Source organism: Flavobacteriales bacterium (genome assembly GCA_020435415.1).
GTDB lineage: Bacteria > Bacteroidota > Bacteroidia > JACJYZ01 > JACJYZ01 > JACJYZ01.
Genome location: JAGQZQ010000089.1, coordinates 1 through 13833, shown reverse-complemented (window position 1 = coordinate 13833; position 13833 = coordinate 1). Strand labels below are relative to the sequence as shown.

The following is a 13833-nucleotide window of genomic DNA, read 5'->3' as shown; positions in this document are numbered from 1 at the left end:
GTGTCATTATATTATAGCCTTGCTGAAAATAGCGGGGTGGTCACCGACCAATTGGGTGTTTACATATCAAAAACAATTGAGGATGTGGCAAATGATGATGATGGAAAGACGTCTTTCAATATGAAACCTGCTTCGGTGGAGACACCGGAAGGCGTAGCATTGCAAAACAGCGGACAATGGAATCAGATGTGTGGCGTATATAAGGCCGCTGGTGGAGAGGAATTCATTACCATAAGCCGGTATGCCCCAAGAAAATCTGATTTTACCAGAAGACATGTCAAAGTGAAGGGGTTGGCTAACGCAGCCTATTACTACATTGACAATGTTCAAGTGGTTCCTATTTCAAAGGACGCATCTTGTGTTTGTGAACTCTCGGAAAAAGAAAAAATGGAGTTATGGACAAGGAAGCTAAAGGATGGAAACACTCTGGAACTGGAGGATATTCAATTTGATTTTAACAAAAGTGACCTATTGCCCGCATCATATACTGCGCTGAATACATTGGTAACGATCCTCAAAGCGGAGCCATCTATGAAAATAGAAATTGATGGACACACTGATGCGGAAGGTACGAAAGAAAGGAATCTTGAACTCTCAAAAGAGCGTGCCAGGGCTGTTGCTGCTTATCTTGTTTCAAAAGGAATTGATAAAACAAGAATTCAAACGAAGGGTTATGGTGATACCCAACCAAAATCCGATAATCAAACCAAGCACGGTAGGGCAATAAACAGACGGGTTGAGGTCAAAATAGTTAGGTAATTGTCTGTCTTGTCCTGAAATAGGTTTCCAACCCCTCCGTAACTACTTTCTAACTGTTTCGCAACTCCTCCCCAAAGATTTTTAATGGTTCCGTTACTTCTCCGGGATCAATAGTTCCCTGATGTCAACGTCAATTGACCATTCTGCCTCAACATCGTGACTCCTTAATGGCGCGTTTATGGCTTGTTAATCCCGGTAATCCTAGTGAACCAGTTGAAAGATTTAGTGAACCAGTTACCTGTGGTTTGATTAACTCCCGCATGGACAAATCATCCATGCAAATGTCCATGCGATAAAAGAGGCTATTCCGCCAGCAATTGAATCCCCTTCTCCGTCGTATGGTACTTCTGATTGGGGCTCTTTGGCTTATCCGGTTCGGTCATCGCCAAAAACCCATGCTCCAGCATAGGGTTGATGTATTTATTCCTGAACTTGGTTCTGTCACTCCAGTTCATCAATGACATAATGCCCTGTATGGTTTGGACCTCCCGGCAGAATTCCAATAGCTGCCTTATCTCTGTTATACTTAGTCCCAACTTGGTCCCAGCTTGGTCCCAGCTTAGTGCCAGCTTAGTGCCAGCTTGGTGCCGGCTTGGTGCCGGCTTAGTGCCGGCTTGACTCTTAAAGAAAAAGGTCACTTTCGTATAATCCTGTCCCTGGTCGAATTCGGGATCGGTACCGGTATATGCTTTCCAACCGTTGATCATCTTGTCAAAACCGTAGCCGGCATTTTCCGCTAACCTGACTACGCGAAAGAACTTGGCGACAATGGGATTCCGCGGCATGGAAATATCTTCCTCCAGAAGTTTTTTCAAAGGTTTCGGCAGGGCTCCGGGATTGAAGAACTCGATCCGATCATCAAATACACGGACTCTCGGACAGGCGGCACTGAAATAATCGCTGTGCATGAGCATGTTCACCAGGGCTTCACGCAAAGCGCCCAATTGAGGATAATCTTCCGAAGCAAATCCTTCCTGTGTGAGCTTGAACGGCAGGTCAAGGTGCCTGCGGAGCCGCTCGAAAATGGCGAAGAAATACTCCCACAGGTTTTCCTGCTCGTCTATGCGGTACGTATAGCGCGTTGTGGCATCCGTATAGCTGGTTCCGGGAATTTCAAGGTAGTCTGCCCGGAAACCGGGGATTGCCTTTTGTATGGCCGATTCCGTACCGAGTGTGAGCAATCCGCCATAAGTGAGTGTTCCATCTTCCGGCAGGCGGATCCGCAACTTTTGCAGGAACTCTTCTTTGTTCAGGCGGTTGTAAGGATGTGAAGGGTTGAACCGGGAAAGGTATTCCCGGTATCGTTCATAGGAAGGCTCATGGATATCCGAGATAGACGTACCCGCAACGCCTTGGGTAGTACGTGTGCCAAAGGCCTGATCACGGTACATGGCATCAATTTCTTCCTTGGTGGCTTTCTGGTCTCCGCTGGCAGTGCGGATGAAGGTATTGGCTTGTGTATTGTAGTAAACCGGCTTCTTATCGGAAAGGGGAATGTAAAAAGCCAGGACAGCCCCTTCCGGGAAATCATACATTTTGCATTCCGGTACGATCTTCACATTGAATTTGTCACCCCGCAGCGTATTGGTGAAGTCCTGCTCGATCTTTTCCGGGTTCTTCACGCCGACAATTTCGTATTGTTTCCCCGTTTTCTTAACCCCAAATACCAGCCAGCCTCCGGCGGTATTGGAAAAGGCGCTCACCGTTTCCCATGCGTTTTTGGGAACTTCCGAACGGGCTTCCTTTACCTCAAAGTCTTCCCATTCAATGTCGGTGAGGCGGGATATGAGTTGGTCAGAGGTCATTTATCCTATCCATTTTGTCAGATCAATATGGGTAATCTCCTGGAAAATATCCGCAGCCTGTTTGGAGTCAATCTTTCCCGTTCCGACACTTACCAGCTTGCCAATCAACATCATCGCAAGGTCCTTCTTGCTTATCTTCTTGCTTTTGGCTTTCAGCTCTTCAATCTCTTCGAAAATAACCTCTTGTCCCAATCCCAATTCTTCAAGCTTTTCTAATACGGAGTCAATCCGCTTGTGCAAATCGGTTAATTCCTTTAGTGAATAGTCAACATCATGACCTGTCAGTTCTCTTTCCGGTACCTGGTAATTTTGAAAGATCCTTTGCTGTCTCTGTATTTCATCACCATAACTCCGAAGATTGTTCAAATCAGATCGGTTTAACCTTTCTTTCTCCTTTAAGAATTTGAGTTCATCATCCTGCCTTTTCTTGTTTTCCGCATCAAGGGCCTTGGTGAGGTATTCCTGGTTCCTGGATAATTCTTTTCGCTTGTCTGCAATCTTTTTCTCAAAGTCTGCAATCTTCCCTTGAATGCGGACAAGCTCTTTTGATTTTGATTCAATCTGGCGCTGGTAACTTTGGGCAGTGGACGTATTTCGCGAAGAAAGTACCCTTTTGGATAAATCGTTGATCCTGGAGTTCAAATCCACCTCCTTTCTCCGCTCCGCTGCCTGGTTCTTCAATAGGTCGGCAATTTGGGCGCTTATCCGGCTGACGTTATTTCTATAGGAAGTTGCTGACATTGATAAATTGGGACAACATTTGTAAGTTGGCTATACAGCATTTTTTGTCGAAAGCGCCCATTAAAATTCGATCACTTGAGGTAAAGGTCTCAAATAATTTTTTGGAGAACCTCCTATGCAGCGTGTCTAAAATTCCTTTCCCAACATCCGTCACAGTGAATACTGCTTTACCATCCTCGTATCTTACACCTAAAAGCCATTGTTTGCTTTCAGTACCGGACTGATTTCCGCATGTTTGGTATTTCGCCGCTTGTACTCGTATGTTGTATAAAGCTTCTTCATGCTTCATTATGAGCCATATTTAGCAAACGTTCTAACCAACCTCTTTTGGCTATAAGCCTTATCATCTCATCAGTCTCCTGCTCCGTAAATTTCTCTGCCTTGCTTTTAAAACCTGCTTTGGTGGTTTCCCATCGCGTCATTACCGCTCTGACTTCGACTAATTCTGCTGATTGTTCGTCAACGATGGACTTGCAAACAGTATTGAGAAGCTCAATCTTATGACTTCTTTGGTTAATGGGAAATGAGGCATAGAGGTTAAGTAATTCATCCATCGCATTGTCTATTTGTTCCAATTCCGGTTTAATGTATTTGGAATCAAACAAAGCATTTGACTTTTCGCCAAGGACTAAAACCTGAAATCCTTTCTGACCAACTGATTTCTTAGTAAAGAACTTATCTTTTCCGTTGATCAACTGACGGATTTTGTTATCATACGTACCATAGTGCCAGTTTTTGAACTGGAAATGGGTTTTTATTCCGTACAGCGCTTCTAAGTGGTACAGGTCTTTGGCAAGAATCATCTCCCCTTGCTCCATTTTATGTTCATGATGTTTCTTTATGACATGCCCAATAATCTGTTTCTGGTAAAATGCCAGCAACGCTTTGTCTGTTATGTTGGCTTGTTTTTGTTGAACTGGCCTGGCTGGAACCAATTCTCCCCTAAACGCCCTTTGACTCAAACTCCCATACAAATTCTCCAACTCTTGCAAGTTTTGCTGATATTGAGCTTTAAGCGCTTCTGTTTTTTCTACGATTTGGGCGAATTGGGTTTGGAGGCTGAGAGGAGGAATAGGAAGTAATAGTCTTTCTACTATTCCTGAATTCAAATTTTTCATTGTAATACCCTTGGCTGAATCCTCTAGGACTTTCTTTATTGAATCACTTGAAACCACCCAATGCAGAAATATTGAATTCAGATTCTCATTTGGTCTTATATACATGCTTCCAGTACCGCACAAATAGCCTTGTTCCTTAGACGTAATAACTGCACAACGTCCCATTTCACCCCTTCGGCCTAAAATAATATCACCTACATTAAGTACATAAGAGGTCAGTTCCTTCATTTTTTGAGTGGAAACTGTAAGGTTAGGATCGACAATAATTCTTCCGGAAACGATGTGGCTTGGATTAATCAGTGGTATTCCACCAACTATGTAATCCTTTCTGTGAAGCAAACTTCCGAATGGCCCTATTCTCACTGTGGCATTTTCTTTTACTGCTTGCTTTTCCCACCCCTTCTCATTCCTCGCCGGATCCCCAAACATCTCCAAAAACGTGCTTTTCAAAAACTCATCCAGCAGGGCAATGCTTTCTTTGCGCTGGGCAATCAGGTGCTCGGCTTTGCTGAGGATGTTGGCAATGTGGCGTTGGCTGGTAATTGGCACAACAGGAACCGCCAAATCTCTGAGTACTTTCCCATCAATATGAGGAATCGTAGCTCCCGTTGCCCGGCTTCTCAAATATTCAAATTTGCTTTGGAGAAACTTTCCGAGGAATACCGAGGAATATTGATCAGGGTTAACCAAACTAAGTTTGGCAATCGTACTGCCAATAAAACCTTCCTTATTATAGCCTATTGTTCCCGCATTAGCGCCATCCCATACAAGTAGTATGTCCTCTTTGTTTGCATATACCCCCTTTTTGTCATTCGTGAATTTGATGTCATTGTCGTTCCTCAAATCATCTATTTGAAGAACTCGCGATGAATTTTCATCAGGAATATCCACGATTGAGGGTTTTTTCCCTTTCTTGATTGCTACAATATTTCCTAACTTCTCAAATCTCATTTCGCCAACTCCTTTAATTCCGCCAATCCCTTCTGAATTCCGTTCTCTATTTTTTCCAGCTTGCCAATAATCACTTCAGGCTTTTCATAAACCACCTCTTCATACACTTCTTCCTTGTATTTGCTAAAGCTCAGGTCGTACCCATTTTCGGCTATTTCAGCTTTGGGTACAAAGAAGTGTTTGGCTTTGCGGTCGGTTTTCTTTTTCGGGTCTCGCTTTTTAAACTGTGCAACAATGTCCTGCAAGTCGCTTTCCTTGATCTTGTTGCGCTTATCATCCAGGCTGTATCCGTCATTTTCCATGTTGTAAAACCAGACATGCCCGGTTTCTCCGCCTTTGGTGAAAAGCAAGATGGCGGTGGCTACCCCTGCATACGGTTTGAATACACCGCTGGGCAAGGAGATCGCGGCTTTCAATTCGGCGCTATCCATCAGCATTTTTCGCAAGGCCTTAAATGCCTTCCCGCTCCCAAAGAGTACACCCTGGGGCACAATTACGGCAGCCGATCCGCCCATCCGGAGCATGTGAAGGATCCGTTCTACAAACAACAGTTCGGTTTTGGTGGTGGGCAGTTGCAGGCTTTCGTTGATGTCGCCTTTATCAATATTCCCGGTAAAGGGTGGGTTGGCCATGACCACATCATACTGGCTGGTTTCGTTGTAGCTTTTGCTCAGCGTGTCTTTGTAGTCAATCAAAGGTTCGTCTATACCGTGCATCATCAGGTTCATCATGCCTAAGCGCACCATCGTCGTGTCAAAGTCATAGCCCGAGAAACTATGATCGAGAATATCTTTGGTCTTTTGATTCAGGACAGCGCTTATGGTAGCCTGCTCAAATCCGTCATCATCCCTTACCAATCTTTCGGGTTCCTTTTTTCGGACCAGGTCGGTGAGAATGTATTGATACGCTCCCAGGAGAAAGCCGCCTGTTCCGCAAGCGGGATCGGCTATCCGGTTGCCCAGTTTGGGTTCTACCAGTTCCGCCATAAGTTTGATGATGTGCCTTGGCGTACGGAACTGTCCGTTCTTTCCCGCCGTCGCAATCTCACTCAGCAGCATTTCATACACATCCCCTTGAATGTCCTGAAAGGCATGTCCGCCTTCAATGGCATCCTTTTCAATCTCTTTGAAAATATCCTCCACAATGTTGATGGCCGAAACCAGCAGACTGGCCTTGGGCATAATGAATACGGCATTCTGCATGTGTTTGGTAAATGGAGATGTATCGCCGTTCAATTGTTTCAGGAAAGGAAACACTTTTGTCTGCACATGCAGCAGCATTTCCTCTGCCGGCTTATGCTTAAACACACTCCAACGCAGATCGTTTTTGTTCACCTTCTCATCCGTTCCGGGAATAGTGAAAATTCCTTCGAAACGGGATTTATACTTTTCTCCCGTAAACTCCGCATCCCTTTCCCGCTTGGCTTCCAGGTCATCCAGCCGCTTCATGAAAAGCAGATATGTAATTTGCTCAATGGCTGTCAGGGGATTGGTAATGCCACCTTCCCAGAAGTTCTGCCAGAGCTTGCCGATGAGTGATTTCAGGGTGCTGTTGTTTTGAAGCATTATTTCAGTTTCTTGATGTTCTTGTTGTGCAAGAGCGATTGCATTTGTGTAATGGCAATTTTGTTCAACTGTTCCAGCCGATCGCTTTGGTTTAGGCCCTGCCGGATCAGCACGGCATTGATGCTTTCCATATTGCTCAAAACCACCAGTTGTTCAATGGTAGCTGTGTCACGGATGTTTCCTTCAGCATCCGGGTTAGCCTCCCTCCATTGTTTTGCTGTCATGCCAAACAAGGCCATGTTCAGCATATCAGCCTCATCGGCATACACAAAATTGATTTTGTCTTTTGACAGGGCAGGTGGGATGAGGTTTTCCTTAATGGCATCCGTATGAATCCGGTAATTGACCTTGGCCAGCGTTCGTTGCAGGTTCCATTCCAGTTTAAGGCGGTCGTTCTCGTCAGCCTTCAGGCGTTGAAATTCCTTTATTACGTAGAGTTTAAACTCTATAGAAATCCAGGAAGCAAATTCAAATGCAATGTCTTTATGAGCGAAGGTTCCGCCATACCTTCCTGGTTTTGATATTATTCCAATGGCACCGGTGGATTCAATCCACCTTTTGGGAGTCATTACAAAACTGTTTAACCCGGCTTGTTTTCTAAACCCCTCGAATTCGAGGGGTTTAAAAGCAGGGTTGTAAATGCTCTCCCAGAAGCCTAATAATTCAATCGTATTCCTGTTACGCATCCAATTCTGGATGATGGTATCGGTATGTTCAGGATCCTTGTGCCGGGCAATATCCGTCAGGGAAATATAATCGTCCGAACCATTTTTCAGTACAGTTATTTCAGTGCCCCTGACCTGAATCGTTTTATTTTTTGCCATACTATGCTGCCAACACTTTATGGGTTAATTCAATGATTTCGTCAATTTCTTTTTGACTAAATACACCTCTGATCCCTTCCGGATGGATCATGGTGAAAGGTGATTCAATCAGGTTTCGCTTTTGTATTTCCTCTTTCTCAATGATGAAGTTGCGAAGCAGATCAAGAAACTGAAGTTGCCTGCTGGAAAGGTAACTATGTTCTGCAATAAACTGGTCAAATGATTTGCTGACAGCCTCCGGAAAGCTCTCCAGAACCTCAATGCCCAGGATATGCTTTACGAACTGGACAAACCTTGCCTTTCGGTTGTTGTAAACCCTTCGGAGCAGATCCAGGGTGATATGCGGATGTTCGTCATGTAGCTCCTGGGCCAGTTGCTCGGCTTCGGCTTCCGTGATATTGGAGCCGTTGAGCAGCTTTTGGAGGATGGGATTGACCTCAGCCAATTCTTTGACCTTTTCCTCAACCAGTTCCCGGTAGCGGGCAATGCTCACGGCTTCATGTTGCGGACCGAACTCAACCCGTTCCTTGGTATTGATAATGTCCTGAAAGTTGAACCGGGCAGGTCCCAGGGGAACAACCATAGATTCAATGAACTTCATGAGAGGAGAAAGCTTCACAATCAGTTCATCATATTTTGCTTCATCGACAGTCACCCAAAATTTATTGGTTTGAGACTCCCTGATCAATTGATCCTCTACGGCAACCAGGTTCACAGAAAGCGGAAGTTCGGAAATTGTTTCTACCAGTCCGTCCTTCAATGTCTCAAAACGCTCTTTGTCTTCCTCCAATCCGGCCAGTGATACTTCCACCACATCCTTTTCAAAGCGCATAGCCTTGAAATCAGTATTGGATACGGTTCGCATCAATGGCTTTACATTGGAGCGAAGGAATTCAAGCTTGTCAGCGGTCAGATTGGTCCAGAAGTTCTCATCTTCCAGCCGCTGCAAGTCATTTTTAGCCTCCATGATGACTACGGAGTTCTGCGGAAGATTTTCAATCTGCTTTCGCAATTTCTGTATTTCGCTTGTTATGGTATCCGTGAGTTCCAGTTCCTGTGCCCGCTCAATCTTATCCAATCTCAATCCAAACAGACGAACCGGCAAGGGAATTTGAGGTTTGAGTTCCTTGCCCTTCGGATTGAGTTTGAAATATTCAAAATTGTCCCAGCAATCAAGGATCAGGAAGACATCCTTTTGGGTACACCAGGGCTTGGGCTTCTCAGCATCCAAAAGCCGGGTACCCCTGCCAATCATTTGCCAGAACTTGGTATAGGAATAAACAGGTTTCGCAAAAACCAGATTCACCAGTTCCCGAACATCAATCCCGGTGTCAAGCATATCCACGCTCAAGGCAACTCTCGGCATGTCATTGTTGATAAACTGATCAAGCAGTCCGCCTTTCCCATAAACCCTTGGATCTTCAGAGACCAATACTTTTGCCAGTTCACCTTTGTATTCGGGATAAAGGGAATCAAAAATCTCCTCCATACGTCTTGCATGGGCCTTGCTCGTACAGAAGAATATCGTTTTTCCTGGAAGAACGCCATTCGGGTCTTTGATGCATTCCTCCATGAATTCCTTTACGATCAGTGCATTCGTTCCCTTGTTGATTACCGTTTTTTCAAGATCGGTGCCTTCGTAATTGATTTCTTCAATCTCCTTTCCTTCAAGTATCAATTGCTTCTGGTCTTCAAGGGAAATGGTTCGTTTGTTGATGCCTTCCTCCTGAAACCGGGTTATGATTTTCATTACCTGGAAGTCACACAGGTAGGGGGGAACGTGATTCACGGCTTCCTCATACGAAAAGGCAAAGGTGGGCACACCATCTTCGCAATCGAACAACTTGAAGGTATTGTGATCAATGACATCTGTCGGAGTAGCTGTGAGACCCAGCGTAATGGTGTTGAAGTAGTCAAGCACTTCCTGATACACGTTGTATATGCTGCGATGGCTTTCATCCACTACAACCAGGTCAAAGAAATGTGGTGAAAGATTGGCCGTTTTATCCCGGACAATATTGAGCATGGTCGGATAGGTGGAGACATAGATGCGCCTGTCTTTGGCAATGGCTTTCTCGCCAACTTTAGGCCATCTCGGTTCATTGGGCAAATGTTCCTTGAATGCATCAAGGGTTTGGTCACGAAGGGCAATTCTGTCCACCAGGAACAAAACCCGTTCTGCCCAGCCTGCGCGCATCAAAGCTTCTGCCAACGCAATACAAGTCCGGGTTTTGCCCGTACCGGTAGCCATGACCAAAAGGAACTTGCGCTTGCGTTTTTCAATGGCTTCCAGAACGGAACGAATCGCCCTCATTTGGTAATCCCGTCCGGCAATCTTGCTATTGATGAGTTCCCCGGCCAAGGCTTTTCGCGCTTTGCGGATGTAACGATACCGCTCAAGATCGTCTCTCGTGGGAAAGCCATAAACCTTTCTTGGGGGGTAGTTCTCCAAATCCCAGAAATAGATGTCGTGGCCATTGGTGTAAAAGCAGAAAGGAAGTTCACTTCCGTCATTCTTTTGAATGTTGTAACAATATTGCTTGGCTTGCTCTCTGCCGATGGCAGCATCAACCGATGTTTTCTTGGCCTCAACCACCGCTACTGCTTTACCGTCCCTGCCCAATAACACATAGTCGCTGAATTGATGCCCCTGATACGGAGTTAAGGGTTCGCTTACACCATCCGGCAGATCAACCCGGATGTCGAATTCCTCGGTTACCTGGGTACGGTCGCCGACATTCCAACCAGCCTCCTGGAGTCGCTGGTCTATAATCTGCTTCCTTGTTTGAGCTTCATTCATGTACCCGGTCAAAACAATTTATTTACTTAATGGATCATCATTGAATCACTTCTTCGTCGACACCAACAACTCCCTCACATCCACTTCCAGCGCCTGGGCGATCTCGAACAGGGTTTCCACGGTAGGCTGCATGGCATTGGTACACCACTTGGAAACCGTCGTACGGTTCTTGCCTGTTTTCTCGGCCAGCCAGTTGTTGGTCTTGCCCTTTTCCGCCAAGATAGTAAAGAAGAAAAAGATATGGTACTTCAAATATCACTCTAAGGGTTGCGGTACAAGCAATCCGATACAGTTCGAACCCGCGCCCAAGCAAGCAGGAACCAGGCCTTACCTGCTGTCTGCTATCCGAAACATTCTGCTATTGGTCCGGTGAAGCCTTTCGGGGAATGGCGTATGTATGGCCGCAAGTTCTTTGTGGTAACTCAGCTCCACTCATTCATTCGGTCCCCGCTCACTTCGTTCGCTTCCGGAATTTTCCTTTGGCAGACTTACAATGGCAGGGTTTTCCTTGTACCTCAATTGACGGAAGGTTGAAGCAAGCATAAGGCGGAGTGCTTTCTTACCGGCAGTCTTCTTGAAATAGGATTCCCGTTTAAGTGCATCCTGCTTAAACAAATAGAATTCGCAAAAGATCAGGATCAAGGGCCCTCTATTGGCGGTACTTTTAGTTTTTCCCTGTTGGTGATATTCCAGTCGTTTTTCAAGGTTGCTGGTATAACCCACGTAAAGAAGATGATCCTTCTGACTGAATAAGACGTAGACGCAATAGGGTAAGGGCATGGTAGAAAATTTAGTGCCCTCTACGCAAATATATGGAGAAAGAATAACTGCCCCGCAGCAGAACTCGTTCCTCGTTCGCTTCGGGGCTCCACGCCCTGAAGTGAAAAGCCGGGGAAGTACATAATAGAAAAGCCGGGACATTAAATCCCGGCTTTTCTACTTCAGGGGTGGAGCTGGCCGACATGACTTCGAACCGTCAAATTGACGATTTGTTGGCGGTAAGTGATTGGGGGATAAGCGGGTAATTGTTGGTGGGAGGGAAAGGGTCATTGACGGTTTGGGGGCAATGGAACCTTCTTACCGCTTCAACACCTCCCTGAACCGGTTGAATACCCTATCCATCAAACGCAGATCGTCCGTCACCACCTCGGCAGTCCCTTTCATTTCCGGTTTGTATGCCAGTTTTTTGTGATAGGTGGATTCCAGACCATCGGTCAGTTGAATCTCTGCCCGGTAAGCATTTCCGTTGGGGATCATGGATAGGGAAATCACCTTTCCGGCAATCCGTCCGTACTCGTGGGAAGGGTAATCCTGAAAAGCGATCTGCACCTGCTGTCCGCTTCTGACCTTGCCGGCTCCTTGGGAGGGCAGTTCCATCCAGGCCGTATAACTTTCACTTTCCGGGATTACTGCAAAGAGGGCATCGCCATCGGTGACATGCTGATTGGCATTTAGGTTAGACAGATAACTCAGCTTGCCGGAGATGGGAGACCGTAACAGGAAATTCTGTTCCCACGACTGCATGCCGTTTCTCAGACTGGCCTGGTATTGTTGAATGTCTTCCCGGTACTTGCGCTCGGTTTCGGTACGTGCATGTTCGGCATCCAGCAGTTGACTTTCCAGATCGTTCAGGGCAATGGCATTCTGCGTCATCGCTTTCTTCTGCTCTTCCATCGTCTGCTGTTTCTGCCTGTATGCGGATTCCCGATCAAAGAAATCTTTCTTGGAATACACTCCGTCTTTGTAAAGCTTCTGATCGGCATGGTAGGTCTCCGTGGCATTCTTGAGTTCTTTTTCGGACAGGGCTGCCTGCTCTTTCATGATGGCGATCAGTTTGCGGTACTGGCTGATCTTGTCTTTCAACTTGCCGATCTGCTCCATACCGTACGGATCATTGCGCCATTGGGCGTATTCGGTGCAGGCGGTTTTGAGCGATTGGTAATCCTGCTGAAGGCTTCCGAAAACAAGATTGTGATCGTTGAAAATTACTTGCCCGGTTTTGCCCGCCAGCAGTCGGTCTAAATCGGGCAGCAGGGAATCCAGGAAGATCATGCCTTCGCGTGTCATGTTGTTCTCGATCTCGGCCAGGGGCTCTCCCTGTTGTACCATTTGTCCATCGGCATGGAATAGGTGAACCAGTTTTCCCGAACTGTTGGACACCAGTTTCACCGGCGGGGTTTCCGTGGTCACCATCACCGGCCCGGCGATCACATCCGGGTAGCGGATGAACCACGACAGGAAGACCAGCATCAGGATCAGAAAGAAGATAAGGGCCGTACCCCAACGGATCATCCACGATGGGGCTTTGCCCAGAATGTCCTGGACTTCTTCGCTGCGCAGGTGAATATGTTCAGGCATTGGTTAATTGAAAATTGAAAAGGGAAAATTGAAAATTATGCAAGGGCATTGGACTTAGTAGATTTAATTATAGCTGCAAGAAGTTTGATGAGTTGGGTGTTCTGGTCCGAGAGGGCCGAGTATGAAACCGGGGAAATGTATTCGGATCGGTACAAGAGTTCGAGCCAGTATCTGCTTTCATTAGCTTCCTTGAGAGCGATGGCGTGTTTGTGAGTGAAATCAGCGCGACTTTCAGCGTGTTCTGCTTCCTGTACATTGGCCCCTATGGATGTGGCCGACCGCAGCCATTGTTTGGACAATACATATTCTTTATGTTCCCGGATTATGTCCTTATATGCTTTCACTGCATTCAACGCAAAGGCAAAACTCATCTCCCTCACTATATTCGGCTTTCGATCCATTTTCAATTTTCAACTTTTAATTTTCAATTCTCCTCCAGCTTTTCCAGTTGCAATTGATTCTTTACCAGATTGAAATACCTCCCTCTGGCGTCCACCAGTTCATCATGTGTACCCAACTCAATGATCTTCCCATTGTCAAGTACCACGATCTGGTCCGCATTCTTGACCGTGCTGAGGCGGTGGGCAATGATGACGGCGGTGCGCCCCTTCATAAAGGCTTCCAGGTTGTGCATGATCTGTCGTTCGTTTTCGGCATCCAGCGAACTGGTGGCCTCATCAAAGAGGATCATTTCCGGATTCTTATATACGGCCCTGGCGATGAGGATGCGTTGTTTCTGTCCTGTGCTGAGGCCCAAGCCCTCCATACCGATCTTGGTGTTGTAGCCCAGGGGCAGTCCTTCAATAAACTCCCTTATGTTGGCTGTTTCGGCAGCCTTTACAAGCCGGTCAAGGTCCACGTATTCAGCGCCCACGGCTATGTTGTTGGAGATGGTATCATTGAAGATAAAGC

At 46.2% G+C, this 13833-nt stretch carries 13 protein-coding genes; 1 reads left to right on the top strand and 12 read right to left on the bottom strand.

Annotation, left to right across the window (positions count from 1 at the left end):
* Positions 1 to 759: OmpA family protein (locus KDD36_12390; GenBank protein ID MCB0397451.1), on the top strand; the 759-nt coding region annotated here is incomplete at its 5' end.
* A gap of 302 nt (positions 760 to 1061) precedes the next feature.
* On the opposite strand, the gene KDD36_12385 is transcribed toward KDD36_12390, so the two are convergent.
* The 12 genes from KDD36_12385 to KDD36_12330 form a co-directional block, all read right to left on the bottom strand.
* Complete coding sequence (locus KDD36_12385; protein ID MCB0397450.1) at positions 1062 to 2564, bottom strand: putative DNA binding domain-containing protein; 1503 nt, start codon at positions 2562 to 2564, stop codon at positions 1062 to 1064.
* Entirely contained in the window at positions 2565 to 2882 is a 318-nt protein-coding gene (locus KDD36_12380; protein MCB0397449.1) for a hypothetical protein, read from the bottom strand. It abuts the gene before it with no gap.
* 403 nt (positions 2883 to 3285) lie between these two features.
* Entirely contained in the window at positions 3286 to 3594 is a 309-nt protein-coding gene (locus KDD36_12375) for a hypothetical protein (protein MCB0397448.1), read from the bottom strand.
* Positions 3584 to 5374 (bottom strand): restriction endonuclease subunit S, encoded by a 1791-nt coding sequence (locus tag KDD36_12370; GenBank protein ID MCB0397447.1) that lies wholly within the window; start codon positions 5372 to 5374, stop codon positions 3584 to 3586. The genes KDD36_12375 and KDD36_12370 overlap by 11 nt, the downstream gene beginning before the upstream one ends.
* Positions 5371 to 6939, bottom strand: a complete 1569-nt coding sequence (locus tag KDD36_12365) for an N-6 DNA methylase (protein MCB0397446.1) — start codon at positions 6937 to 6939, stop codon at positions 5371 to 5373. Before KDD36_12365 ends, KDD36_12370 begins: the two co-directional genes overlap by 4 nt.
* The gene (locus KDD36_12360; protein ID MCB0397445.1) at positions 6939 to 7763 is read right to left on the bottom strand and encodes a KilA-N domain-containing protein; all 825 of its coding nucleotides are present in this window, start codon (positions 7761 to 7763) and stop codon (positions 6939 to 6941) included. The genes KDD36_12365 and KDD36_12360 overlap by 1 nt, the downstream gene beginning before the upstream one ends.
* A 1-nt stretch (position 7764) precedes the next feature.
* Positions 7765 to 10563 carry a DEAD/DEAH box helicase family protein gene (locus tag KDD36_12355; protein ID MCB0397444.1) on the bottom strand — a complete coding sequence of 933 codons (2799 nt, stop codon included), beginning with the start codon at positions 10561 to 10563 and terminating at the stop codon, positions 7765 to 7767.
* Between the two features lie 45 nt (positions 10564 to 10608).
* The gene (locus tag KDD36_12350) at positions 10609 to 10815 is read right to left on the bottom strand and encodes a helix-turn-helix transcriptional regulator (protein MCB0397443.1); all 207 of its coding nucleotides are present in this window, start codon (positions 10813 to 10815) and stop codon (positions 10609 to 10611) included.
* Between the two features lie 180 nt (positions 10816 to 10995).
* Positions 10996 to 11343, bottom strand: coding sequence for a GIY-YIG nuclease family protein (locus tag KDD36_12345; GenBank protein MCB0397442.1), 348 nt, complete (start codon positions 11341 to 11343; stop codon positions 10996 to 10998).
* Between the two features lie 297 nt (positions 11344 to 11640).
* Entirely contained in the window at positions 11641 to 12921 is a 1281-nt protein-coding gene (locus KDD36_12340; protein MCB0397441.1) for an HlyD family efflux transporter periplasmic adaptor subunit, read from the bottom strand.
* Between the two features lie 35 nt (positions 12922 to 12956).
* Positions 12957 to 13322, bottom strand: a complete 366-nt coding sequence (locus tag KDD36_12335; protein ID MCB0397440.1) for a four helix bundle protein — start codon at positions 13320 to 13322, stop codon at positions 12957 to 12959.
* 23 nt (positions 13323 to 13345) lie between these two features.
* Positions 13346 to 13833: ATP-binding cassette domain-containing protein (locus tag KDD36_12330; GenBank protein ID MCB0397439.1), on the bottom strand; the 488-nt coding region annotated here is incomplete at its 5' end.